A 24,352-nucleotide genomic window follows, 5' to 3' on the forward strand; every position below is an offset into this window, starting at 1 on the left:
TCGGTGGGCGTGGGGGTCGGGGTGGGCGTGGGGGTCGGGGTCGGCGTGGGAGTGGGGGTGGGCGTCGGGGTGGGCGTGGGAGTGGGGGTCGGCGTGGGAGTGGGGGTGGGCGTCGGGGTCGGGGTGGGCGTCGGCGTGGGGGTGCCGCCGTCGGTGATGGTGAAGTGGGCGAACGGCTCGTCCTGGCCCGGGTCCTTGGTGCAGGTCACGTCCTTGCCGCCGGCCCAGACCTCGGTGCCGTCGGCCTTCTTCGGGTTGATGTGCTGCGTCAGCCCGACGATCGTGATCTTGCCTTCGCCGGTCTGGCTGAACACCAGCTGCGGCGCGTCGCCCTCGGCGACCAGGTCCCAGGTCGCCCCGGCCTGCTGCGGGATGTCGACCTTGTTGATGACGACGTCCGTCGCGACCGGCAGGTTCGGGTCCTCGGGCACCGACACGACCGAGTCGGCGGAGGCCGTGCCCTCCAGCGTGACGGCCTTCACCGCGCGCAGGCCGTTGGTGATGGTGCCGGTGATGTGCGCCGTCGACTTGATGTGGAAGGGCGGCGACAGCTCCCCGACCTTGATGCTGGACGGGAAGTCGCTGTCGATGTCGACCGTGAGCGGCTGGTTGCCGATCAGCGGGAAGACGCAGTGGAAGTTCAGCGTCTGGTGGATCGGGTCCGCCAGGGCGGGGCCGGCGCCGACGACGCCGAGCAGGGAGAGGCCGAGGCCCCCGATGGCCGCGGTCGCGAGGCCCTTGGCCGTGCGCCGCTTGCGCGTACCGAGCTTGTCGTCCAACTTTCTGCCTTTCGTCCGGAACCAGATTTCCCGTACGTTTCGAGGCGGTAAATTACCGGCCGCCGGCACCCGGGTCTTCGCGGTCGACTGACAAAATCAAAGGCGTTCACGCTCACCGTTCAACGGCTTTTCAAAAGTGCGGCCACTTGAGCATGATCTGACATTTTCCGAGCTTTTCGAGGGCAGCGTCAGACCACCGGACGACAGCGTTTCCGCACTTTGTCATCCGGTGCTCGAATCACCGGCGCGAACGGATCAGAGGTGCTGGTAGGTGGTGTAGTCGGAGGCGAAGTCGTTGTCTTTCAGGAAGTTGGTGAAGCTCATCGTGATCGTGGCGTCGAGGCCCTCGACGTAGTGCCACCACCCGATCGGGATGAACAGCAGCTCACCGGGGGCGAGCGTGCACTCCAGCACCTGAGCCCTGCGCATGGCCGGGAACCTGTCGTAGTCGACGTCGCTCCCGTCGACCTCCGAGTAGCAGTGCAGGGTGTTGTAGACGTGGGCGGTGTCGTGCATCGGCACCATCCTGACCCTCTTGCGGCCCATCACCTGCGCCATGAAGTTGTTGGTGAGGTCGTGGTGATAGGGCGTCTTCGTGCCGGGCGGGCCGAGCCAGAAGAAACTGCGGCCCTTGACCTCGCCGCCGTCCAGGTACTCGGAGACCGGGTCGATGTCGTCCCACAGGACGTCCAGCGCCCGCTGGTTTCGGGACGCGTTGTTGGCCGTCATGTAGAAGTCGTTGGTCGTCCCGGCCGCCTCGACCATGTCGACGTACTCGCGGAACGGCATGAGCCGCTTGTGCCGCGGCCCGTTGATCTCGTAGTTCTCGTCGGACTCGCGGCCGAACTGCACCTCGACCTCGTTGCCGCCGCACGTCGCGCGCAGGTAGTCGAAGTCCCACTTCGTGAGCGCGGGCCACGACTTGAGCATTCCGGTGATGATGACGGGCCGGTTCTGGAAGTAGTACTCCTCGAAGAACTCGTCCCGGGAGAGGCGCTCCCTCCGGACGATCTCGCCGCCGTCCGCGCGCATCCGGGCGAGCCGCCCGTAGACGGTCAGCGTCCACTCGCGCTTGCGGAGCCGGTTGGCGACGCGGGTCGCGCCCAGCACGTACGGGCTCGCCAGCGCGCCGGCCACCTCCCGGGCGGCCTCCTCCTCGGTGAACCCGTTGCTCTCCAGCGCCGCGCGGATCACCTCCGGGGGGTTGCCGAGCAGCAGGTTCTCGGCGATCCAGCGGCGCCACTGGTCCTTCGGTCGGGTGGTGGTCACGGCGTTCCTCCGTGGTTCGGTGAGCGGGCGTTGCGGTGGGCGGGCGTTGCGGTGGGCGGGCACGTCGTTCAGCCGGCGGGGCGCGGGGCGGTGCGCGCGGGGGCGGGGACGACCGGCGGGCAGCTGATGTCGGCGTCCGGGATGCAGGTGGCGCCCAGGGTGACGCGGAGCAGGTTCCCCGGGCCGGAGACGGCGCCGTCGAACAGCGGGCCGAGGTCCTCGCCGGCCCCGCAGCCGGTGAAGCGCGGGATGCGGAACGAGCCGTCGAGCATCCCGCCTTCCAGGACGCTGGTCATCTCGCCCTTGAGGACGATGTCGGCGTCGGCGGCGGTGCGGCAGTTCCCGCCGACGTCCAGCGGCGTCCCGTTGACGGAGACGTCCGAGATGCGGATCGACATCCGCATGTGGGCGCTGACGGACTGGACGCCGGTCTGCATGTCGCTGACGGCCTCGAACGTCCCGTAGTCCTCGCCCGGCCCGAGGGGGCGCTGCGTCATCTCCATCGTCGCGGTCGTCGGCATGAACCCGAAGGTCAGGAACGTCGACCGCGACCGCAGCGGCGAGACGAACCGCTGCCGGACGGAGGCGCCGGTGTCGGTGAGCGAGTAGACGACATTGGTGAGGGCGGGGCGGCCGAACTCCGGGTCGTTCAGGATCGCGGCGCCCTTGAGCTTGGCGACGTTGGAGAACCCCGACAGGTAGACGCAGCCGGGGTACCAGTCATCGGTGGGCCCGGTGAACCTCCCGCACTCGGCCGGGGTCTCGCCGGGCGCCGCGGCGGCCCGCTTCCCTGTCTTAGGCGGCGCGGTCTTCGGCGGAGCGGGCGTCGCCGGGGCCTCGCCTGCGGGGACGGGCACCGTGGCGAGGACGTGCTCCGCCGTCGGCTCGCACCCGATGGTGATCGCCGGTTTCGCGTCCTCGGGGACGCCGCCGTGGGCGTCGCGCGGGCCCAGCTCCAGCGTCAGGTCCCCGGCGGTGAACGTGAGGTCGCCGGTCCCGGCGGGCGTGACCGGCGGGACGTCCCCGGACGCCGCCAGGACCAGGTCGGCGCCGTCCGCGACCGGGGTGGCGGGCGTGGCGAGTCCCGGCCAGGCCGCCGGGGCGGACCGGCCGTCCTGCCGCACGGACACGCCGAGCTCCGCGGTCCCGGCGACGGAGGCGCCGCCGAGCGCGCTCACCTCGGGCACCGCGGCCTTCGGGATCGTCACCGCGACCGTGACCCGGCCCGGCCGCACGGGTCGTCCGGCCGTTCCCGTCGCGGGGAACGCGCCCCGCACCCGGACGCCGACCTCCCGCGACGTCCCGGACGGCAGGCGGCACGCGTAGGTCAGGGCGGCGTCCGCCTCCTGCGCCCGCGCCGCACCGCCCGGCAGCGATCCGGTCACGAGCGCGCCCAGCCCGACGGCCGTCACGGCGCCGAGCCTCCAGCGGGCGGGGGTCCTCATCGTCGATCACCTCTCCTGGGACTGCTGCGGACGTGCGGGCCGGCGCGAGGTCACGTCCACCCGGGAAGCCACAGGCGGGCCTGCCGGCCGGCCTCCGGAAGGGGCTCGCCTGTGAGGATCGGCAGGAGGTGGGCCAGGTTCACCGCCACGAGCGCGAGGTAGGCGGCCCCGGCGGCGCCGAGCAGCAGGCGCGGCACGGGCCGCTCCCGGTACGGGGCGGAGACGCCGTCGAAGAGCAGGACGATCGCGAGGATCGCGAACGGCAGCATCGGCAGCGCGTAGGTGGAGTACATCGTCCGGCCGGCGAGCGCGGCGGGGAACCAGGGCAGCCAGCTCGCGAGGTAGCCGCCCACGACCGCAGCGGCCCGCCGGTCGCGCGCCGCGAAGGCGCAGACCACCATGCCGAGCAGCGCGACGATGGAGAACCACCAGAGCGCAGGCGTGCCGAGGTGGGAGATCTCGCTGACGCACTTCGCGGCGCCGCAGCCGTCCCGTCCCTGCGGTACGGAGGTGCGCCACATGACGGCCGGATGCCCGAGGACGGGCCACTGCCAGGGCCACGACTGGCCGGGGTTCGGCTGCGTCACGCCGCTGTGGAAGTCCAGAGTCATCGCGTGGTAGTGCCACAGCGACCGCAGCGGATCGAGGAACGACGGCCACAGGCCGCTCGGATGCGCCTCGGCCCAGCGCCGCTGGAACCCCGGGACGTTCTGGCCGAAGAGGGTCTTCTGCAGCGGCGTCCCTGAGACGAACCAGCCCCACCAACCGGCCAGGTAGACGACCCCGGCGACGGCCCCCACCTGGACCAGCGACGGCAGGAGGTCGAGTCTGACCATGCCACGCCACGGCCGGACGGCTCCGGTGTCCTTGCGCGCTTTCCCGTCCCAGATCAGCGCCAGGACCCAGAAGAACACGAGCACGGAGGCGCCGGACCATTTCGTCGCGCAGGCGAGGCCGAAGCAGACCCCGCCCGCCAAGCGCCACCCATGCCAGACGAACGGCCCGCCAAGCCCCCCGCTATCGGAACGCGCGGCCAGGGCGGCCCGCGTCCTGTCCCGATCGGCGATGAGGCAGCCGAACCCGGCCAGCACCCACACGAGCAGGAAGATGTCGAGCATGGACGCGCGGCTGGACACCAGCCACGAGCCGTCCAGCGCGAGCAGCAGCCCGGCCGCGCAGCCGAGAACGGTCGAGCCGGTCAGCCGCCGCGCGATGCGGGCCAGCAGCAGGACCGCCAGCACGCCCGCCGCACCGGCCGCGCACCGGTAACCGAACGGGCCGGATCCGAAGAGCGCCATCCCGGCGGCGATGAGCCACTTCCCGAGCGGCGGATGCGCGGCCCACTCGCCGCCGCCCGCGAGCCCCGCCGCGGGATGCCCGGCGATGAAGAGGGAGTCGGCGTACTCGCCGTTCGGCCCGCCGCGCCAGTTGTGCTCGACCCCGTAGTGCAGGAACGCCCAGGCGTCCTTGGCGTAGTACGTCTCGTCCCAGACGAGGGCGTGAGGGGCGCCGAGCCGGTGGAACACCAGGAACCCGGCGAACGCCGCGACGAGCAGCGGCCCGGCCCAGCCCCACGCGGACGCGCGCCGACCGGCCGGCGCGCCGGCCGCGGACGCCGGTTCTTCCACCGCTACGGAGGCGGTCAAGGTGCTCCCCTTCGCTAAGGCGTGGACGGGGAGAAGAACCGTAATGAGCGGCGCACCACCGGATGAACCAAGTCCGCGACGAAGAAAGGGGGACGATTACTCACCTCTGTGAGTTTTCTAACGTCCCGCTCCGGAAACCCGAATGCCGTTATAGAAGCGAACGACAACTTCCCCGAACACCGCTGTCCCGAGACGCGCGATTTCCGCCCCGCGAAAGGGGCAAGGCCCGGAACGCCCCGTCACCCCGCCGTCCAAAGGCGGAGTTTCTCGGGGTTGCGCACCACCCAGATGCGCCGGATCCGGTCTCCCGCGATCTGGAACGCGAACACCGTCACGATGGCGCCGTCCTGCTGCGCCACCAGGCCGGGCTGCCCGTTGACCAAACGCTCCGCGAACGTCATGTCGTCGGGCCTGCGCCGGGCGAGTTCGAGCCAGGCGCGCGCGATCCGCTCGCCGCCCTGGATGGGGGGCGAGAAGGTGGTGGCGAGGCCGCCGCCGTCGGCGACCGCCGTGGCGTCGGGGTCGACCAGGCGGATGAGGGCGTCGATGTCCTTCGCCTCCCACGCCCGCCTGAAGTCTCTGACGACAGCGGCGTGCCGGGCCGGCGGTGTCGCGGAGGGCTGGGAGGCGCGGACGCGGCGGCGGGCCGAGGAGGCCAGCTGGCGGCACGCCGCCGGAGTGCGGCCGACGATCTCGGCCACTTCGGCGAAGGGGTGGCGGAAGACGTCGTGCAGGATGAACGCGACGCGCTCGGCGGGGGTCATCGATTCGAGCACGACCAGGAAGGCCAGGCTGAGCGACTCGTCCAGGGTGACCCGGTCGGCCGGGTCCGCGGCCGCGCCGTCCGGCCGCCCGCCGATCCACTCCGCGCGCTCGGGCAGCGGCTCGGGGATCCAGTCGCCCACATACGTCTCTCGCCGGGCCCGCGCCGAGCCGAGCACGTTGAGGCAGATGCGGCCGGCGACCGTCGTCAGCCAGGCCCCGGGCACCTCGACGGCCTCCTGCTGCTGCCGGGACATGGCGTACCAGCGGGCGTAGGTCTCCTGCACGGCGTCCTCGGCCTCGGCCAAAGAGCCCAGGAGCCGGTAGGCGAGACCGGTCAGGCGCCGCCGCTCGCTCATGATCGCGTCCAGGTCCGGGTCGGGCCGGTCCTGCTCGGGCTCGGATCGGATGGTCATGGCGCCGACGGCTCCCTCGGTCGAATCGGTCCTCACCCCTTCGACAGGACGGCGCACCGGAATGTGAGGCGGCGCACCGGCCTCACGTTTCCGCGGGCTGCGTTGTCGAACTGCTCAGACGACCCCATCATCCGGCGACAAGGAGCTCAGCGACATCATGACCACCTCGATTCCGGCGCCGCAGTTCACCGAAGCGGCGCCCGGGCGGCGACTGGAGCGGGCGGCCGCCGCCCTCACCGCGCACGGTTTCACCGTCGAGATCCTCGATGACGCCGCCGCCGCGCGCACCCGTGTCAGGGAGCTGATCCCCGAGGGCGCCGGCGTGTTCACCGCGGCCAGCGAGACCCTCCGCCTGTCCGGCATCGACGAGGACATCAACGGCAGCGGACGATACGACGCCGTCAAGCCGCGCATCCTGGCCATGGACCGCGCCACCCGGACGGACGAGATCCGGCGGCGGTGCGCCACCCCCGACGTCGTCGTCGGCAGCGTCCACGCGGTCACCGAGACCGGTTCCCTCGTGGTCGCCTCGGGCAGCGGAAGCCAGTTGCCCGGTTACTCCGGCGGAGCCGCCCGCGCGATCTGGATCGCCGGCGCCCAGAAGGTGGTGCCCGACCTGAGCACCGCGCTGCGCCGCGTCGAAGACCACTGCCTGCCGCTGGAGAACGCCCGCGCCCTGAAGGCCTACGGCACGCCCAGCGCCGTCAACCGCCTCCTCATCCTCAACGCGGAACACCAACCCGGACGCGGCACCGTCCTGCTCCTCCGCGAGACCATCGGCTTCTGACCCCCGAAGCCCGTCCGACGAGGCGGGGGGCCCCGGGCTCGTCCCGGAGCCCCGGGAGGTCGGCGGGGCGCGCCGCGCCGGGGGGCCGCCCGGCGCGTCGGCGAGCTGCCCGAGGGTCAGCGCTGGGTGATCCACACGATCAGCCACGCGGTGAACGCGCATCCGAGGGTGTAGGCGATGCCGCGTGCGGCCGCGAACATGCCCGCCTGCGCCAGCCGACGGACCATCCGGCGGAGCCCGCCCCGGCGCGTCGTCCGGCGAGGCCGGCCGTTCTTCGGCACCGCGACACGACCCATTGACCGATTATTCCGGTTTTTACTGGAGTCAACCACTCTTTACTGCTTTCCAGCCCCTCCATTCGGGGCGTCCGCGTCCGAGGGTTTCGGACAGGAGGATGTAACGATTTGTAGCGAAATTCCAGAACGGTGTTCTGGTTGTTCGTTCTCGACTGCTTTGGTCGACTGGGTCGGCATCTATGCAGGTTGGACCCCTTCTGGGCGTGTTGTTTTGAAAGACGAACTAGGCAGGGAGATACTGGTTTGACTTCCTTGCGGCGCGTCTTCGGCGAGTCTCTACCGATGATCCAATTTCCCGGTAACGGGAGAGGGGGACGCCGCGGGGATTTTTCGTTTTCGCGAGTTCTCCCGTTCCGGGGGAAGGAGATCGCGTGGGCTCACACGGACGCCCCAAGAAGAAGATCAACGAGGACTTCCCGCAGGTCGCGGCGTTGTCCCAATACCTTCGCGACCTCATGGAGGCACGAAGGCTCACCAAGGACAGGCTGCTCGCCGCCGCCGGGATCCGGGGGCACAGCCGCCTCGACTGCTACCTCAACGGCGATGCGGTGCCCGAGGAGCGGGTGCTGGAGGCGTTCTTCGTCGCGCCGCTGGAGACCGTCCGGGAGCTGGACGACGACGAGGCGCGCACTCTGCGGGAGCGGTACCGGGCCGCCCGTGACGAGCGGAAGCCCCGCCCGGCGACCCACGCGGACCAGGTGCCGATCCTGGAGAAGGACCTGGCGACCGCGAAGAAGGACCTGGCGGCGGCGGAGGAGACGCTCAAGCGGATGTGGGGCCTGGTCGCGCTGCTGACCGCGCACGGCGAACGCCATCGTCAGACCGCCGAGGAACTCCGCGAGGCCCTCGGGCACCTGGAGGCCGGTCTGGCCGCCGCCAAGCAGCAGCTGCGGGAGGCCGAGGAAGCCGAGCGGCACAGCAACGCCCAGGCCGAGATGCTGAAGTTCCAGGCGTCCTGGTTCTCCCAGAAGCTGACCCAGCGGGCCATGCGGGTCGACGGCCTGCACGAGCATGCCCGGGTCATGGAGACCTCCCTGGTGAAGGCGCTGACGAGGATCTCCCGGCAGGGGGAGACCATCCAGGAGCTGAAGGACATGCAGCTTCTTCAGGAGCGGCTCAGCGCCCACTACCGCGACACCATCGCCGTCTTGGAGAAGGCCCGGGAGGACGACGAGGACAAGTACCGCCGGGCGCTGGAGGAGTGGGGCCAGGCCGTCCGGGACTGGGACCGGGAGAAGGCCACCCTCACCGGGCAGGTCGAAGGTCTCCAGCGGGAAGTCGAACGCCTGAAGGCCCGCGACGGCCAGGTCAGCCCGGTTTCCCTGAGGCGGGGGAACATGGCCGGCGCGGTGGAGTGGGGACGGCCCGGCTGGTATCTCAACAGCACCCGTCCCGACGTCGAGGCCTACTGGGATGGACAGCGGTGGACCGGTGAGAAGCGCCCCGCCCACCCCGCCGCCCGCGAGATGTGGCGCCCCAAGGGCCGCCACGCCCGGCCCGAGCCCACCGAGGACGAGCGCAACGCCGTGGCCGCCTGGAACGGGTACTGCCTCTGCTACCAGCTCCTGGAGCACCAGGCCCCCGGCTGGGCGGCTTCGATGATCGCGCGACGGCCCGGCAGCGACCTGCGGGTCCTGCTCCTGCCTCTCGGGCTCATGGCCGTCCCCACGTCCGACGACTCCGCCTACCGGTCTTTCGAGGCCGGCTTCTGGCGCGCGATCGAGAACCGGTGCCTCACTGAGGGCGACGCCCAAAAAGCCTTCCGCAGGTCCAGGCGCAACACCGGCGGCGGCCGCCACGTCAGCCCCACCAACAGCACCGTGCCCGACCTTCCCCTCGTCTCCGTCCCCTTCGCGGAGCGCCCCGTCATCGACTCCTGGTCATCCGACTGGCGTGCGATCGAAGGCGACGGCTCCTGGAACGTCACGGGCACACCGGCCCCCGATTTCTGGGCGGCCACCGCCAGCCTTTTCCGCCTGAGGCGGTGAACCACTGGGCCGGGAAACGGTCAGGGCCGTCAGACCCTTTGGTCTGACGGCCCTGGTCGGCCGGTTCACGGTCAGGCCTTGTTGTAGGTGCGCTTGGCCCAGAAGTAGGAGAGGAGGGCGAGGCCGGCGCACCACGCGGCGGCGATGGCGCCGCTGTTGCCGATCGGGGTGCCGAGCAGGAGCCCGCGGACGGTCTCCATGATCGGGGTGAAGGGCTGGTACTCGGCGAACCAGCGCAGGGCGGTGGGCATGGAGTCGGTGGGGACGAAGCCGCTGCCGAGGAAGGGCAGGAGGATCAGCGGCATCGGGGCGTTGCTGGCGGCCTCGGGGGTCGAGGCCTTCAGGCCGAGGGCGACCGACAGCCAGGTGACGGCCACCGCGAACAGGGTCAGCATCCCGGCGGTCGCCAGCCACTCGACGGCGGAGGCGTTCGGGCGGAAGCCGATCGCCAGCGCGATGCCGATGAGGACGGCCATGCCGAAGAGCTGCTGGACGACGCTGGCGACGACGTGGCCGGTGAGGACCGAGGCCCGGGAGATCCGCATGGTGCGGAAGCGGGCGACGATGCCCTCGGTCATGTCGGTGGCGACCATGACGGCGGTTCCGGTCGCGGCGGTCGCGGCCGTCATGAGCAGGATGCCGGGGACGACGTAGTTCACGTAGGCGTCGCGGCCGCCGCCGAGCCCGCTGCCGAGGGTGCCGCCGAGGACGTAGACGAACAGCAGCAGGATGATGACCGGCGTGATGATCAGCTGGATGGTCATGGACGGGTAGCGGACGATGCGCTTGAGCTGCCGCCGGACCATGGTGGAGGAGTCGCGCGCGGCGAGGGTGAGCGTGCTCATCGGAGGGCCTCCTTGGTTCCGGCCGTGTCGTCGGCCTGCCGGCCGGTGAGGGTGAGGAAGACGTCGTCGAGGTCGGGCGTGTGCACCGACATCTCGTCGATCTCGATCGAGTGGTCGTCCAGGACGGCGAGCACGTCCCGGATCATCCGGACGCTGCCGTCGCTCGGCACCTGGAGGGTGAACGCCTCCGGGTCGGGGGTGCCGGCGCCGAGGGCCAGCGCGGCGGCGTCGAGCCGGCCGGGCTCGCCGAACTTCAGCAGGATGTGGCCGCCGGGGATGCGCCGCTTCAGCTCCTCGGAGGTGCCCTCGGCGATCAGCCGCCCCTGGTCGAGGAGGGCGATGCGGTCGGCGAGCTCGTCGGCCTCCTCCAGGTACTGCGTGGTGAGGAAGATGGTGACGCCGTCCCGGACGAGGTCGCGGACGATGCCCCACATGGCGCGGCGGCTGCGCGGGTCGAGTCCGGTGGTGGGCTCGTCCAGGAAGATCAGCTTGGGGTCGCCGACCAGGGTCATCGCCAGGTCGAGCCGGCGCTGCATGCCGCCGGAGTAGGTCGAGGCCGGCTTGCCCGCCGCGTCGACCAGGTCGAACTTCTCCAGCAGTTCGGCGGCCTTCCGCCTGCCCTCGCTCTTCGGCAGGTGCCTGAGGTCGGCCATGAGGAGGAGGTTCTCCTCGCCGGTCAGGAGCTTGTCGACCGCCGAATACTGCCCGGTCACCCCGATCGCGCCGCGCACGTCGTCGGCCTGGCGGCCGAGGTCGAACCCCGCGACGCGGACCTCGCCGGCGTCGGCCCGGATCAGCGTGGACAGGATCTGGACGGTGGTGGTCTTGCCCGCGCCGTTCGGGCCGAGCAGGGAGAAGATCGTTCCTTCGGGGACGGACAGGTCGATGCCGTCCAGGACGACCTTCTCGCCCTTCTTGTCGCGGTAGGACTTGCGCAGCCCGGTCGCCGCGATGGCCAGGTCGGTCATGGTGCTGCTCCTTTGGGGGTCGCGTCGAGCCGCGGGTCAGAGGCTGCGGGCGGTGATGTCGCCGTGCATCGTGGTGGCGTGGAGGTCGAGTTCGGCGGTGCCGTCGTTCTTGAGGGTGTTGGTGATGCGGCCCTGGCTGGTGCCGGCGTCCAGGGAGGCCGAGACGCCCGCGGCGGCGCCGACCGAGATGTCGCCGGACATGGTGCGCAGGACGACCTTGCCGCCCGCGGCCTCGGTGACCCGGATGTCGCCCCGCTGGGTGCTGATCTCCGCGGGACCGCCCAGCCGGCCGACCTCGACGTCGCCGTCGGTGGCGGTGAGGCGCAGGCTCGCGGCCTCGTCCAGCTTGATCGAGCGGTAGGCGCCCTCGAAGGCGACGTCGCCGAACCGTCCGACGGTCCGGAGCTCGGCGGCGGCCGCCTTCCCCTCGACCCGGGACCCGGTGGGCAGCTGGACCGTCACCTCGACCGCCCCGGAGGAGCCGAGGCGGTTGTTCACCGGGACCGCGATCCGCAGGACGCCGTCCGCGTACTCGACCGCGGTCTGCTCCGCGGCCTTCACGTCGCGGCCCTTGGACGCGTCGGCGGGCCGGACCTCGACCGCGGTGTCGGTGCGGTCGGCGGCGATGAGCTGGACGCGGCCGGCGGGGACGTCCAGGACGGCGGTGATCGGGGCGGGGGTGTCGAACTTCTGCATCGTGCTCTCCTTGCGGTCCGCCTTGCGGCTGTTTGTTTCGAACAACGCAAAAGCTACGTTGCTTTCCAGGTGTAGGCAACATGATCTTTGCATTGAAGTAGCGTTTGTGCAGGTCAGAGTTAGATAATCATTGCAACAGACTGGAATCTAACGCAACGCAACGCTGCCGAACGTTGCAATGTACTGAAGGTGAACGCTATGGTGGAGGCGTCAGGGAACGCCACGGCCCCGCGGGGCACGAAAGGGGTCGTGATGCCGGGAGGCAGGCTCACCCAGCAGGAGCGCCAGCAGATAGCGGTGGGGCTGGCCGACGGCCTCGCCTACGCGGAGATCGCGCGCCGCCTCGACCGTCCGACCTCCACGGTCACGCGCGAGGTGATGCGCAACGGCGGCCCCACCGGCTACCGCGCCGACCTGGCCCACCACGCCACCCAGCGCCGCACCCGGCGGCGCACCCAGACCGCGGCCCGGGGGACGCGGGCGGCGCCGCAGCCCTACGGACGCGACGCCGAGGCGGTGCTGGAGTTCCAGGAGACCCTCGCCACCGTCATCATGACGGCGGGCCTGCCCAAGATGACGGCCCGGGTGCTGAGCTGCCTCTACACCGCCGACACCAGCCTCACCGCCTCTGAACTCGCCGAGCGGCTCCAGGTCAGCCCCGCGTCCATCTCCAAGGCGGTCAGCTTCCTCGCGGACCTGGAACTCATCCGCCGGGAGAGCGACGGCCGGCGCGACCGCTACGTCGTCGACAACGACCTCTGGTACCAGTCGATGATCCGCAGCATCCGGGACAACGACCGCTTCAGCGAAGCCGCGCGGGAGGGCGTCGCCGTCCTCGGGCGCGGCACCCCGGCCGCCACCCGCCTGGAGAACGCCGCCCGCTTCCTCGACTTCGTCAGCGAAAGCCTGAACCGGGCCGTGGAGCAGGCTCGCGACGTCCTCTACACCAAGCCGGAAACGCCCCCGGTCGCCGCCGCGCCGGAACCGGACCGCGGCTAGGGCCGTCCCGGCGCCCCGGCCGGACGCGGGCGGCGTCATCGCGGCCCGTGGCGCAGTTCACACGAGCGGCCTGTCAGAAGGACGCGGCCGCCGGTGTCTCGTGTGCGTCAGGAGGCCCGCGATCGATTCGCGCGGCACGCCGCACCACGAGTGAGGACGAAGTCATGGCGACCACGAAGGCGCCCGCGCCGCCGCCCGGCTCGCGCCGCTGGGCCGCGCTGCCGTTCATCGGCCTGGCCCAGCTAATGATCGTTCTGGACGGGACGGTCGTGAACATCGCGCTGCCGTCGCTCCAGCGGGACCTGCAGATCTCCGACGGCGACCGGCAGTGGATCATCACCGCGTACACGCTGGCGTTCGGGAGCCTGCTACTGCTCGGCGGCCGGATCGCCGACTACACCGGCCGGAAGCGGGCCTTCCTGGTCGCCCTGCTCGGCTTCGCCGGCGCGTCGGCGCTCGGCGGCGCGGCGGCCGGCTTCGAGATGCTGCTGACGGCCCGCGCGCTGCAGGGCGCGTTCGGCGCGCTGCTCGGGCCGTCCGCGCTGTCGCTGCTGGCCGTGACCTTCACCGGGCCGAAGGACCGCGCCAAGGCGTTCGGGATCTGGGGCGCGATCTCCGCCGCGGGCGGCGCGATCGGGCTGCTGGCCGGCGGGGCGCTGACCGACTACCTGGACTGGCGCTGGTGCCTGTACATCAACATCCCGATCGCCGTGGTCGCGGCGGTCGGCGGGTTCGCGATGCTCACCGAGTCCCGGCACCCGGGCTCCGCCCGGTTCGACTTCCTCGGCGTCCTGCCGGTCACCGGCGGGCTGGTCGCGATCGTGTACGCCACGGGCCGGGCCGGGTCGGACGGCTGGGGCTCGGCGAAGGTCATCGGCCTGCTCGCCGCCGGCGCGGTGCTGCTCGCCGCGTTCGCCCTCGTCGAGAGCCGCGTCGCGCAGCCGCTGCTGCCGCTGCGCGTGGTCGCCGACCGGACCCGCGGCGGCGCCTACCTGGCCGTGGGCCTGGCGGTCATCGGGATGTTCGGCGCGTTCCTCTTCCTGACGTACTACATGCAGGTCGTCAAGGGATACTCGCCGATCAGAACGGGTGCGGCCTTCCTTCCGATGGCCACGGCGGTGCTGCTGTCGGCCGGCGGCCTCACCACCCGGCTGCTGCCCAGGGTCGCGCCGCGCGCTCTGATCGTCCCCGGCATGCTGGTGAGCTCCGCCGGCATGCTGTGGATGCTCACCCTGGAGCCCGGCACCCCCTACGCCGCGGGCGTCCTCGTCGCCCAGCTCCTCCTGGGCTTCGGGGCGGGCATGATCATGCCGGTCGCCCTCGACTACGCGACCCACGGCGTCGGCCAGGGCGACTCCGGCATCGCCTCGGCGACCGTCAACACCGCGCAGCAGATCGGCGGTTCGATCGGCATCGCGCTGCTCAACACCATCGCCACCGCGGCGACCGCGGACTACCTGGCCTCGCACGGCCCGAGCCCGGCCGTCGCCAGGCAGGCACTGGTGGAGGGCTTCGCCGCGGCCGGCGCGTGGTCCGCCGGGATCCTCGTGGTCGGCGCGCTGATCGTCGCCGTCCTGATGAACACCCCGCGCCCCGAGCTCCCGACCGTCTCCGAGCACCGGACCGCCCCCGAGGACGCCGAAGCCCCGAGCCTGTCGCCCGGAGCCCCCGCCCCCAGTGTCTGACACACAGCGGCCGCGGCCGCCGCCCAGACCACGGCCGACAGCCTCAAGGGCACGAGCCTGGTCGGCGGCGGCCCGGCCGCACTGATCTCAGTCGGCGAAGTCGAGGCCGGGGGTGAGCGAGCCACCCGGACCCTCGGGACGCGCCGGGCCTCACGGCCTCAGCCGGGGTCTGGGGTGGGGGGACGGTCTCGGAGGTAGGCCAGGACGGCGAGGACCCGGCGGTGCGTGTCGTCGGTCTGGGGGAGGTCGAGCTTGGCCAGGATGCTGCGGACGTGCTTGCCCACGGTCGCTTCGGTGACGACCAGCCGGCGGGCGATGGCGGCGTTGGAGCTCCCCTCGGCGATCAGCGCGAGCACCTCGTGCTCGCGGGGGGACAGCGCGGCGAGCGGGTCACGGCGGCGGCCGATGAGCTGCCGGATGACCTTCGGGTCCACCACCGTCCCGCCGTCGAGGACCTGGCGCAGCGCCGCGACGAAGTCGGCGACGTCCACCACCCGGTCCTTGAGCAGGTAGCCGACCCGGCGGCCGTCGCCGGAGTCGAGCAGGTCGGCGGCGTAACTCAGCTCGACGTACTGGCTGAGCGCCACCACCGCGAGGCCCGGGTCGGCGCGGCGCAGCCGCACGGCGGCCCGCAGGCCCTCGTCGGAGAAGCCCGGCGGCATCCGGATGTCGGTGATGACCAGGTCGGGGCGGTGCTCGGCGACGGCCGCGAGCAGGGCCTCGGCGTCGTCGACGGCGGCGGCCACGTCGAAGCCGAACCTGGCCAGCAGCCCCGCCAGGCCCTCCCGCAGCAGGACGCCGTCCTCGGCGAGGACTACCCGGACGGCGGTCGGTTCGGTTCGCAAGGCAGCTCCACGCGGACGAGGGTCGGCCCCCCGGCGGGACTCGACACGAGCAGTCTGCCGTCGATCACCGCCACCCGGTCGGCGAGGCCGGTCAGCCCGGTGCCGCGGGCCGGGTCGGCGCCGCCCGCGCCCTCGTCGGCGACCTCCACCGTGAGGACGCCGCCGGCGAGGCGCGCGACCACCGCGGCCCGGTCGGCGCCGCTGTGCTTGGCGGCGTTCGTGAGCGCCTCGGCCGCGGCGAAGTAGGCCGTGCTCTCGACCTGGCGGGGAAGCCGTCCGGGCAGGTCGGCCTCGACGGCGACCGCGAGCGGGGACCGGTCGGCCAGCTCGCCCAGCGCCGCCGCCAGGCCCCGGTCGGTGAGGACGCGGGGGTGGATCCCGTGGACGAGTTCCCGCAGCTCGGTCATGAGGAGCTTGGCCTCCGCGTGGGCGTCCGCGACGCTGCCGGCCGCCGGGGACCCGGGCGGCAGGTCGACGCGGGCGATCCCGAGCTTCAGGGTGAGGGAGAGCAGCCGCTGCTGGGCGCCGTCGTGCAGGTCGCGCTCGATGCGGCGCCGCTCGGCCTCGAACGCGTCGACCAGCCGGGCGCGGGACCGCGCGACCTCGACCAGCTCGGCCTGGAGCCGTTGCCCCGAGCCGTTGCGCAGGGACGTCCGGGCGAGCGCGCCCTGCGCCGCGGCGACCAGGCCGAGCAGGTACGGGACGGCGGGCAGCAGCACCAGCCCCGCGGCCGCGTAGGGCAGCGCCTCCTCCGGCGTCGCGATCTTCACAGGGCCGAGCACCATCGGCCCGTCGCCGCCGAGCAGGATCAGCGGGGCGGCCACGGCGCCGGACTCGAAGACCAGCACGGACAGCAGCGCCGCGTACAGGACGGGGACGGCGGCCGACAGCAGCAGGAAGTAGCCGAGCGCGCGCCAGGTGACCGGTTCGGTGTAGCGGGTGCGGAGCCACGGCAGGACGCCCCGCTCGGGCGGCCGCCGATGCCCCGGGCCCGCCGGACGGGCGTCCACCAGGCGGAGCCGGCGCCGTTCCAGACCGGTCAGCGGGATGGTCACCGCCGGCCCGAGCCCGGCGACCAGCAGGAGGCCGAGGACGGCCGGCAGCGCGCGCTCGCCGAGCGCGGCGTCCGAGGCGGCGGCCAGGAGCAGCGGCGTCCCGAGCACCGCCAGCGGCAGTCCCGCCGCGACCACGACGACCACGGTCGACAGCAGGTAGCCGACGGCGCGCCAGGGCCAGGCCGTCAGCAGGAAGCCGCGGCGTCCCATCGCGGCCAGCAGGGTGGGCGGCGGGTCGTTCGGCACAGGCGTACGCTAGCCGACCCCGCGCCGTGCCCGGCCCGCGCGAACGCGGAGGTAGTGCTAGGCATACCTCCAAGTTGGTGGACCACCGTGATGCGGTCGCCGGTGCCCCGGCGGTGGGATCGGAGCATGAGACGAAAGCTCCCCGCACGGGCCGTCGCGCCCTTGGCCGGCGTCACCGCTGCCGCGCTGATCGCCGGGCTCGGATACGCCTGGCCCCGTCCCGCCCCTTCCGCCGCACAGGCGGCGTCCTTCAGGACCGCGGGCTGGTCGCAGAGCTGGGGCGCGGCGATGCAGCGCCCGATCGCCGGCGGCGAGGACGAGGGCCCGAACTGGTCCGTGGAAGGCTTCGGCGACCACTCGCTGCGGCAGGTCGTCCGGCTCAGCACGGGCGGTGCTCAGGTGCGGATCCGGCTGTCCAACCTCTACGGGACCCGTCCGCTGCGGGTCGCCGCCGCGGCCGTCGCCCGCTCGGCGGGCGGCGCCCAGGCGTGGCCGGGCACCACGGCGGCGCTGAGGTTCGGCGGGACGCGGTCCGCCACCGTGGCGCCGGGCGCCGACATCGTCAGCGATCCGGTGCCGCTGGCCACCGTTCCGCTGGAGAAGCTGGCGGTCACGCTGCGGTTCACCGGCGCGACGGGGCCCGCGACGTTCCACCGCTTCACCACCCAGCCCGCCTACCGCGCCTCCGGCGACCACCTGTCCGACGAGGGCGCCGGCGCCTACACCCGTTCCACGGACGCGCTGTACTACCTGGCGGGCGTGGACGTCACCGGCGGGACCGGCGGGACGGTGGTCGCCTTCGGGGACTCGCTCATCGACGGCGTCGGAGCCGCCCCCGGCGCCGACGCGCGCCTGCCGGACGCGCTGGCCGAGCGGCTGGCCGCCGCCCGCAGCCCGCTCGGCGTCGTCAACGCGGGCATCGGCGGCAACCGGCTGCGCCACGACTCGGCATGCGCCGGGGAGAAGGCCACCGCCCGGTTCGCCCGCGACGTCCTGGACCGTCCCGGCGTGCGGGCAGTGATCGTCCATCTGGGCGCCAACGACATCCGCGAGACCCCCGGCGACCCGTGCCTGCGGCCGGGCGGACCGGCGACCGCCGCGCAGGTCATCGACGCCCAGCGGCAACTGGTCCGCGCCGCCCGCGCCCGCGGCCTCAAGGTCGTCGGGACGACCATCCTCCCGATGAAGGGCGCCCTGTTCCCGGTGTGGACGCCCCAGGTGGAGAAGAACCGCGACGCCGTCAACCACTGGATCCGGACCAGCGGCACCTACGACGCCGTTCTGGACGCCGACCGCATCATGGCCGACCCCGCCGACCCCGACCGTCCCCGCCTCTCGTACGTCTACCAGGACGGGCTGCACCCCAACGACGCGGGCTACCAGGCCCTGGCGCGCGGCGTCGACCTGCGGAAACTGCGATGAGGGGTCCCGCGATGACGGGTCCCGGTCCCGCGCCCGCCACCGCTCCGGTCGCGCCGGTGCAGCTGTACCAGGTGAGCAGGCACTACGGGACGGGCGAAGCGCGGGTGCAGGCGCTGGCCGACGTCAGCGTGACCTTCCCCGCCGGTTCCTGGACGGCCGTGATGGGCCCCTCGGGTTCGGGGAAGTCGACCCTGCTGCACTGCGCCGCGGGCCTCGACAAGGTGACGTCCGGGCGCGTCGTGCTCGCCGGGCTGGACGTCACCCACGCCGCCGACGCGACCCTGACCGGCCTGCGGCGCCGCGCCGTGGGGTTCGTCTTCCAGAACTTCAACCTCATTGCCTCGCTCACCGCCGAGCAGAACGTCGCGCTCCCGCTGAAGCTCGCCGGCGCCCGGCCGTCGCGCCACGACGTCCGGGCCGCCCTCGCGGACGTGGGCCTGGCCGACCGCGCGCGGCACCGTCCGCGCGAGCTGTCGGGCGGGCAGCAGCAGCGGGTGGCGATCGCCCGCGCAATGGTGACGCGGCCGTCGGTGCTGTTCGCCGACGAGCCCACCGGGGCCCTGGACACCGGATCGGCCCGCACCGTCCTGCGGCTGCTGCGCCGCATGGTCGACACCGCCGGGCAGACCGTCGTGATGGTCACCCACGACCCGGTCGCGGCGGCGAGCGCCGACGCGGTCGTGTTCCTGTCGGACGGCCGGATCGCCGACCGCCTGATGCGCCCGTCCGCCGCCCAGGTGGCCGAGCGCCTCACCCGGTTGGAGGGCTGACCCGTGCTGCGCATCTCCGCCAGCATCGTCCGGGACCGCTGGCCGCTGTTCGCCGGGGCACTGCTGACCGTCTCCCTCGGCGTGGCGCTAGTCCAGTCGTCGGTGCTCGTGCTGCTCTCGACGGGCGAGCCGAAGATCCCGCCGGGCGCCTCGGACCGGACGGCCGAGCAGATCCGGGAGGGGTACGTCGGGGCCGCGACGCTGCTGGGCATGGCCACGCCGCTGGCGATGTTCCTGGCGGTGTTCATCGTGGGCTCGACGTTCGCCTTCGCCGTGGAGCAGCGGCGCAAGGACCTGGCCCTGCTGCGCATGCTCGGCGGGAGCCGTCCCCAGCTCGTCCGGCTGCTGCTCGGCGAGGCGTTCCTGCTGGGGCTGGCGGGAAGCGGCATCGGGATCCTGCTGGGCGTGCCGGGCACCTGGCTCCAAGCCCGGCTGCTGATCCGGATCGGGCTGCTCCCCCACGGCTTCTCCGCGCACTGGTCCGCCGGGATCCTGCTGGTGTCGCCGATCGTGGGGATCGGCGTCGCGGTCTTCGGAGTGCTGTCGGCGTCCTACCGGGCGGCCCGGGTCCGTCCGTTGGACGCCCTGCGCAACGCCCCGCGCGCGACCCGGGTGATGACCGCCGGCCGCTGGCTGTCGGGCGTGTCCTCGCTGGCGCTGACGGTCATGCTGGTCACGGCCGGGCACGGCGCCGACCTGCTCGGCGTCCTGCTGATCGCGATGGGCGTGTCGGTGTTCGGGTCGATCGCCCTCAGCGCGCTGAGCCCCCTCGCCGTCCCGCTGGTCGGCCACGTGCTCGGGACCGCGCTGCGCGCCGGCGTCCTCGGTGAACTGGCGCAGGCGAACCTGCGCGACGCCGTCCGGCGCAGCGCCTCGACGGCCGCGCCCGTCATCGTCCTCGTCGGCCTGCTGGTCGGCCTGACCGGGGCGCTGAACTCGCTGGCCCGGGCCACCGGCGCGGACCTCGAACGGATCACCGCGGCCGACCTGGTGGTCACCTCGACCGGGGCCGCCGCGGCGCGGATCCCGCAGGTCCCGGGCGTCGCCCTGGCGTCCCCGCAGAGCCAGGTCGAGATGTCGGTGACGTCCCGGCACCGCGTGGAAGGCCGCTCCTACCGGCAGACCCGCTATTCGGGCATCACCGCCGTGGATGCCCCCGCCTACCGGCGCACCCACCGCCTCACCCTGCGCTCCGGCTCCCTGGACGCCCTGCACGGCCGCACCATCGCGATCGGCCCCCAACTGGCCGCCGAAGGCGTCCGCAACGGCGACGTCACGGCACGGGTCGGCTCCCGCAAGCTCGAACTGCGCATCGTCGCGCGCCTACCGGAAGTCCTGGAGAACGGCAGCGACAACTTCCTGGTGCCGCGCGACCTCATTCCCGCCTCGATGCTCGCGGACGCGCCCACCGAGACCCTGGTCCAGGTCGCGCCCGGCACGTCGCCGCAGGCCGTCGCCTCGCGGATCCGCGCCGCCAAGCTCGGCGAGGTGCGAACCCTGCGCCAGTGGGCCGATGCCAGGGTCGCGGAGCAGCAGCGCGGCACGACGGGGATCATGTCCGTCCTGATGGGCATGTCCGGCCTGTACGCCGCCATCGCGGTCGTCAACGCCGTCGTGATCGCCGCCGCCGAGCGCCGCACCGAGTTCGCCGTCGCCCGCGCCACCGGCCTGACCCGCGCCCAGGTCGTCCGGATGGCCGTCATCGAGTCCGCCGCGGTCACCTTCATCGGCCTGTCCCTGGGGGTCGTGGTCGCAGCGGGGGCTTTGGCGGGCTTCGTCCCGGCGATGCAGGGGGTGCACATCCTCGCCGTGCCGTGGAGCCTGCTGGGCCTGCTGACCGCGGCCTCCCTGGCCATCACCGCCGTGGCCGCCGCCCTGACCGCGATGGCCGCCACCAGGCCGTCCCTCACGGCACTGGTCGCCGCCCGCGAATAGGACGCGGGGCGCCCATAGAGGTGGAAAAGGGTTGGAGCGGGAGGGCGCCGCGCTGATACCGTCGCGCTCGGCCGTGCAGACGTCGCCAGGAGGTGAGTACCCGTGAACCCTGTCACCCATGGGTGCTCCTTCAGCTCGTCACGGTCCGGCGGCTGACAGTCGGTGTCGCCAGGAGCGCCTGAGATCGAGGCACTCCTGAAGGAGACTCCGATGAACACGAAGCCCTACAGACCCGGCCTGAGCGGGAACGCGGTGGAGATCACGCGCGTCGCGGACAGGCATTGGCACGCACTGGAAGACGACCTGGTGGTCGGCCGCGGGTACGCGGAACACCGGCCCGACGGGCGCCTGTTCGTCAGCATCGACGCCTGGCACGACGCCGCGTTCGACCGGCTCGCCGAGGCGATGCCGGCGGAACTCCCGGCGCCGCTGTACACGGTGGTCGACGAAGCCGACGCCGAGCTGACGGCCCGATGGCGGCGGGCCGGTTTCAGGATCCGGCGCCGCGAGTGGGAGTACGTCGTCCCGACCGACCCGCGGGCGACGGGGCTCGGAGGAGCCCTGCCGCCTCCGGGCGTGACGATCGTCCCCGCCGGCGAGGTGGACGAGGACCTGCTGCGGGCGGTCGACCGCGCGATCCGCGACGAGGTCGAGGCGACCGTCGGATGGTGGCAGTCGATGCCCGCGGAGGTGCTTCCCCGCCCCGCGGACGACACCGTCGTCGACCCGTCGAAGTACGCGGTGGCCGCGGCGCCGGACCGGTACCTGGGTCTGATCCGGGTGGTGACGGTCAGACGGCCGCGCATCGGGCTGCTCGCGGTCCGGGCCGGCGAGCAGCGCCGGGGCATCGCGCGCGCCCTGCTGGCCCACGCACTGGGGACGCTCCACCAGTCCGGATTCGACGCGGCCTGGGCCGAGGTCCAGGAGTCCAACCGGGCGGCCTCGGCACTGATCGAGGGCGTCGGGGCCCGGTCGGTGAGCAGCAACCTGGAGCTCGTCCGATGACCAGGAACAGGCAGGGCCTCGAACGCGAAGGCAAGGTCGTCGAGTGCCTTCGCGCCGCCATGTTCACCGTGGAGTTCGAGGGCGGACACCGGGTACTCGCGCACATCAGCGGCAAGATGCGCCAGAACTACATCAAGATCAACCTGGAGGACCGGGTCCTGGTGGAGCTCTCCCCGTACGACCTGACGCGCGGCCGGATCGTCTTCCGCTACCGCAACTAACGGCGCTCGGGCCCCGGTCACAGGCTTTCCATGACCGGGGCTCATCTCCGGGACGGCCGGGCAGTCGCCACCCGGGGCCTCGATCCAGGCAGAGGCGGTGCGATGCCGGAGAGGGCAGGGGACTCTGCCCTCCCCGGCACGTCAAGCCGACTCGGTGGGGAGCCCGGCCTCCACCCAGTCCTGGATGCCCTCGCGGTACTTGCGGACGTCGGTGTAGCCGAGAGCGGTGAGCCGATCGGCGACCTGTCCGCTGTTGGGGCACGCCGGGTTGGAGCAGTAGGTGACGATCGCGGCGTCGCGGTCGGGCAGCAGGGTCGGCGCCTGGGCGTTGACGTCGGACAAGACCAGTTCGAGGGCGCCGGGCAGGTGCTGCTTGGCGTAGTACTCGCCGCCCAGGGTGTCGAGGACGGTCACGGTGCCCGCTTCGATCGCTGCCTTGAGCTCGTCGCGGGTGATGAGTGCGGTCATGCCAGTACCCTCCAAGAATCAGGACCGTGGTCCGGTTATTGATGGATACTAATCGGACCACAGTCCGTTTGCAACGGATGGCGCGGAAACCGAGCCCGCACCTGCCGGCGTTGAGCCCGCCCGTCCGGCGAAGCGGGGGAAGCGCGGCCGCACCCAGGGGGGTCGGGCGCGGCCACTCGCCGGACGGGCGGGGGTCCTAGAGGGCGAGCCGCGCCCAGACGACCTTGCCGCGACCGCCGTTGACGTGCCGGTATCCGCAGCCGCCGGTCGCCAGGAGCCGCACCATCATCAGGCCCCGCCCGCCCTCGGCCTCGACATCGGCGTCCGGCACGACCGGCGGCGCGTGGGACGGGTCCCACACCCGGAGCTCGACGGAACCGTCCAAAAGCGTGACCCACGCCTGGATCTCATGCCCCTCGACGGCGTGCACCACCGCGTTCGTCGCCAGCTCCGACATGATCGTCCGCCCGACATAGTCGAGCCGCGCCAACCCCCACGCCTCACACGCCTGCGACACCAGCGACCGCGTCAGATACACGCTCTCCGGATAAGCCCGCCACCGAAGCCCGAACTCATTCCTTGCGTTCATTGGAAGCTTGTCCGACTTGCCCTGAATGCGATTCATCCCCGAGACCACCTCTCGCGACTGGGCTCTGGCGAAAGAGTGCCGCCTCTCGATACGGTTAATAGCATTCAATCAATCAATCTGTACTTTAAGGATCTCAAATGACCTCCGCGAACGAGCTTGATCCAGATAACAACAACTGGCACTGGCTCGCCTCTGACCTGCGCATATGGCGCACGGAACGGAACATGACACAGGAATCTCTGGGCGACCTTCTCGGCGTGACGAAATCCCATGTTTCGAACTGGGAATCGGGCCGCGAAAATCTACCCATGAAGCACGCCGAAACTTTAGACCTGCTTTGGCGCGCTCGCGGACATTTCGTCCGACTTCGACGCTTAGCTGAGCGAACGCACGACCCGGGCTGGTGGTCCCAGTACATCCCTCTGGAAGGGAAGGCGTCTCGCGTGAGCTACTGGGCGCTTGCGATCATCCCCGGGCTGCTCCAGACCGAGGATTACGCCCGAACGCTGCTCGAAAACGGCCAGATCATCGAGGACGTCGAGGCGGCCGTCGCCGCACGCATGGCGAGGCAGGCGGTCCTCGAACGAGAGAAGCCCCCCGAGCTGCGCGTCTTGCTCAACGAGGCGGCGTTGGAACAGCCGGTAGGTGGCCCCGAGGTCATGCGGCAGCAACTCGCCCATCTGATGACCCTCAGCCACCGACGAAACGTCATCCTTCGCACTGTGCCACGCAACGTGGGTGCGCATATCGGGCTGGACGGCTCGTTCACCCTGCTAAGCGGAGGAAACTGGTCTGCGGCCTACATGGAAGCAAATACTGGTGGCAGACTGACGCACGACCCCACGATGCTTGACGACTTCGCAAGGCGCTTCGACCTCATAGGCGCGGAAGCCCTGTCAGCGTCCGCCTCACGGAGTCACGTCGCCCGGATTATGGAGGCCATGAAGTGATCGAATGGCGGAAGGCCAGCCGGAGCAACGCGTCCGGAAACGAATGCGTGGAGGTGGCCGCCCTAGTGGAAGGGCGCGGCATCAGGGACAGCAAGGCGCCCGACACCGGCCACCTCACCCTCACCCCCACAGGCTTCACCCAGCTCATCACCCGCGCAAAGCGCGGAGATCTGGACCTCTAACCCTCCCGAAAACGCGGACGGCCGAGTACCGGCTGCTCCAGATGGACACCGCCGCCCGCTGCGGCTTCGCCCTCCCCGCGAGC

The 24,352-nt window shown here is 72.0% G+C and carries 24 protein-coding genes; 11 read left to right on the forward strand and 13 right to left on the reverse strand.

What is annotated here, in order from left to right; all coding sequences use genetic code 11:
- The 5 genes from ABD944_RS00005 to sigJ all read right to left on the reverse strand — a co-directional run.
- Positions 1-779, reverse strand: a 779-nt coding sequence (locus tag ABD944_RS00005) for a DUF6801 domain-containing protein (RefSeq protein ID WP_345170929.1), incomplete at its 3' end; no start/stop codon positions are given.
- A 255-nt stretch (positions 780-1,034) separates the two neighbouring features.
- Positions 1,035-2,048 carry a cupin-like domain-containing protein gene (locus ABD944_RS00010; RefSeq protein WP_345170931.1) on the reverse strand — a complete coding sequence of 338 codons (1,014 nt, stop codon included), beginning with the start codon at positions 2,046-2,048 and terminating at the stop codon, positions 1,035-1,037.
- A 68-nt stretch (positions 2,049-2,116) separates the two neighbouring features.
- On the reverse strand, positions 2,117-3,493 hold the full coding sequence (locus ABD944_RS00015; protein ID WP_345170933.1) for a DUF6801 domain-containing protein: 1,377 nt from the start codon (positions 3,491-3,493) through the stop codon (positions 2,117-2,119).
- 50 nt (positions 3,494-3,543) lie between these two features.
- On the reverse strand, positions 3,544-5,139 hold the full coding sequence (locus tag ABD944_RS00020; protein ID WP_345170935.1) for a dolichyl-phosphate-mannose--protein mannosyltransferase: 1,596 nt from the start codon (positions 5,137-5,139) through the stop codon (positions 3,544-3,546).
- A gap of 239 nt (positions 5,140-5,378) precedes the next feature.
- A complete protein-coding gene (gene sigJ / locus ABD944_RS00025) occupies positions 5,379-6,317 on the reverse strand; it encodes an RNA polymerase sigma factor SigJ (protein ID WP_345170937.1) in 939 nt (312 codons plus the stop codon).
- A 157-nt stretch (positions 6,318-6,474) separates the two neighbouring features.
- Between sigJ and ABD944_RS00030 the strand changes: the two genes are divergently transcribed.
- A complete protein-coding gene (locus ABD944_RS00030; protein WP_345170939.1) occupies positions 6,475-7,104 on the forward strand; it encodes an LUD domain-containing protein in 630 nt (209 codons plus the stop codon).
- Between the two features lie 116 nt (positions 7,105-7,220).
- Here ABD944_RS00030 and ABD944_RS00035 read toward each other — a convergent pair whose 3' ends face one another.
- Positions 7,221-7,400, reverse strand: coding sequence for a hypothetical protein (locus tag ABD944_RS00035; protein WP_345170941.1), 180 nt, complete (start codon positions 7,398-7,400; stop codon positions 7,221-7,223).
- 371 nt (positions 7,401-7,771) lie between these two features.
- Here ABD944_RS00035 and ABD944_RS00040 point away from each other — a divergent pair, with 371 nt between their 5' ends.
- Positions 7,772-9,388, forward strand: a complete 1,617-nt coding sequence (locus tag ABD944_RS00040) for a hypothetical protein (RefSeq protein WP_345170943.1) — start codon at positions 7,772-7,774, stop codon at positions 9,386-9,388.
- A 71-nt stretch (positions 9,389-9,459) separates the two neighbouring features.
- Here the strand turns inward: ABD944_RS00040 and ABD944_RS00045 are convergent, their stop codons facing one another.
- Genes ABD944_RS00045 through ABD944_RS00055 form a run of 3 tightly spaced genes read right to left on the reverse strand, consistent with a single transcriptional unit; the run spans position 9,460 to position 11,897 of the window.
- Complete coding sequence (locus tag ABD944_RS00045) at positions 9,460-10,233, reverse strand: ABC transporter permease (protein WP_345170945.1); 774 nt, start codon at positions 10,231-10,233, stop codon at positions 9,460-9,462.
- Positions 10,230-11,201 (reverse strand): ATP-binding cassette domain-containing protein, encoded by a 972-nt coding sequence (locus ABD944_RS00050; RefSeq protein ID WP_345170947.1) that lies wholly within the window; start codon positions 11,199-11,201, stop codon positions 10,230-10,232. The genes ABD944_RS00045 and ABD944_RS00050 overlap by 4 nt, the downstream gene beginning before the upstream one ends.
- A 36-nt stretch (positions 11,202-11,237) precedes the next feature.
- A complete protein-coding gene (locus ABD944_RS00055) occupies positions 11,238-11,897 on the reverse strand; it encodes a DUF4097 family beta strand repeat-containing protein (RefSeq protein ID WP_345170949.1) in 660 nt (219 codons plus the stop codon).
- Between the two features lie 252 nt (positions 11,898-12,149).
- Here ABD944_RS00055 and ABD944_RS00060 point away from each other — a divergent pair, with 252 nt between their 5' ends.
- Both ABD944_RS00060 and ABD944_RS00065 read left to right on the forward strand, forming a co-directional pair.
- Positions 12,150-12,896 (forward strand): GbsR/MarR family transcriptional regulator, encoded by a 747-nt coding sequence (locus ABD944_RS00060; RefSeq protein WP_345170951.1) that lies wholly within the window; start codon positions 12,150-12,152, stop codon positions 12,894-12,896.
- Between the two features lie 164 nt (positions 12,897-13,060).
- Positions 13,061-14,581, forward strand: coding sequence for an MFS transporter (locus ABD944_RS00065; protein WP_345170953.1), 1,521 nt, complete (start codon positions 13,061-13,063; stop codon positions 14,579-14,581).
- 158 nt (positions 14,582-14,739) lie between these two features.
- On the opposite strand, the gene ABD944_RS00070 is transcribed toward ABD944_RS00065, so the two are convergent.
- Together ABD944_RS00070 and ABD944_RS00075 are read right to left on the reverse strand one after the other, a co-directional pair.
- Positions 14,740-15,426 carry a response regulator gene (locus ABD944_RS00070; protein WP_345170955.1) on the reverse strand — a complete coding sequence of 229 codons (687 nt, stop codon included), beginning with the start codon at positions 15,424-15,426 and terminating at the stop codon, positions 14,740-14,742.
- Positions 15,396-16,727, reverse strand: coding sequence for a sensor histidine kinase (locus ABD944_RS00075; RefSeq protein ID WP_345170957.1), 1,332 nt, complete (start codon positions 16,725-16,727; stop codon positions 15,396-15,398). Before ABD944_RS00075 ends, ABD944_RS00070 begins: the two co-directional genes overlap by 31 nt.
- Positions 16,728-16,853: 126 nt before the next feature.
- Between ABD944_RS00075 and ABD944_RS00080 the strand changes: the two genes are divergently transcribed.
- The 5 genes from ABD944_RS00080 (at position 16,854) to infA (ending at position 22,080) form a co-directional block, all read left to right on the forward strand.
- Positions 16,854-18,149, forward strand: a complete 1,296-nt coding sequence (locus ABD944_RS00080) for an SGNH/GDSL hydrolase family protein (RefSeq protein WP_345170959.1) — start codon at positions 16,854-16,856, stop codon at positions 18,147-18,149.
- Between the two features lie 11 nt (positions 18,150-18,160).
- Entirely contained in the window at positions 18,161-18,919 is a 759-nt protein-coding gene (locus ABD944_RS00085) for an ABC transporter ATP-binding protein (protein WP_345170961.1), read from the forward strand.
- A 3-nt stretch (positions 18,920-18,922) separates the two neighbouring features.
- Positions 18,923-20,854: an FtsX-like permease family protein gene (locus ABD944_RS00090; protein ID WP_345170963.1), complete on the forward strand. Its 1,932-nt coding sequence runs from the start codon at positions 18,923-18,925 to the stop codon at positions 20,852-20,854.
- 210 nt (positions 20,855-21,064) lie between these two features.
- A complete protein-coding gene (locus ABD944_RS00095) occupies positions 21,065-21,859 on the forward strand; it encodes a GNAT family N-acetyltransferase (RefSeq protein WP_345170966.1) in 795 nt (264 codons plus the stop codon).
- Positions 21,856-22,080 carry a translation initiation factor IF-1 gene (infA, locus tag ABD944_RS00100; protein ID WP_345170967.1) on the forward strand — a complete coding sequence of 75 codons (225 nt, stop codon included), beginning with the start codon at positions 21,856-21,858 and terminating at the stop codon, positions 22,078-22,080. Before ABD944_RS00095 ends, infA begins: the two co-directional genes overlap by 4 nt.
- A gap of 141 nt (positions 22,081-22,221) precedes the next feature.
- Here infA and ABD944_RS00105 read toward each other — a convergent pair whose 3' ends face one another.
- A complete protein-coding gene (locus tag ABD944_RS00105) occupies positions 22,222-22,548 on the reverse strand; it encodes a rhodanese-like domain-containing protein (RefSeq protein WP_345170970.1) in 327 nt (108 codons plus the stop codon).
- Positions 22,549-22,744: 196 nt separating this feature from the next.
- Entirely contained in the window at positions 22,745-23,173 is a 429-nt protein-coding gene (locus ABD944_RS00110) for an ATP-binding protein (RefSeq protein ID WP_345170972.1), read from the reverse strand.
- Positions 23,174-23,274: 101 nt separating this feature from the next.
- Between ABD944_RS00110 and ABD944_RS00115 the strand changes: the two genes are divergently transcribed.
- Both ABD944_RS00115 and ABD944_RS00120 read left to right on the forward strand, forming a co-directional pair.
- Positions 23,275-24,087: a helix-turn-helix domain-containing protein gene (locus ABD944_RS00115; protein WP_345170974.1), complete on the forward strand. Its 813-nt coding sequence runs from the start codon at positions 23,275-23,277 to the stop codon at positions 24,085-24,087.
- The gene (locus tag ABD944_RS00120) at positions 24,084-24,269 is read left to right on the forward strand and encodes a DUF397 domain-containing protein (protein WP_345170976.1); all 186 of its coding nucleotides are present in this window, start codon (positions 24,084-24,086) and stop codon (positions 24,267-24,269) included. Before ABD944_RS00115 ends, ABD944_RS00120 begins: the two co-directional genes overlap by 4 nt.
- Positions 24,270-24,352: the final 83 nt, after the last annotated feature.

It is taken from the genome of Actinomadura verrucosospora (assembly GCF_039540335.1).
Classification (GTDB): domain Bacteria; phylum Actinomycetota; class Actinomycetes; order Streptosporangiales; family Streptosporangiaceae; genus Spirillospora; species Spirillospora verrucosospora.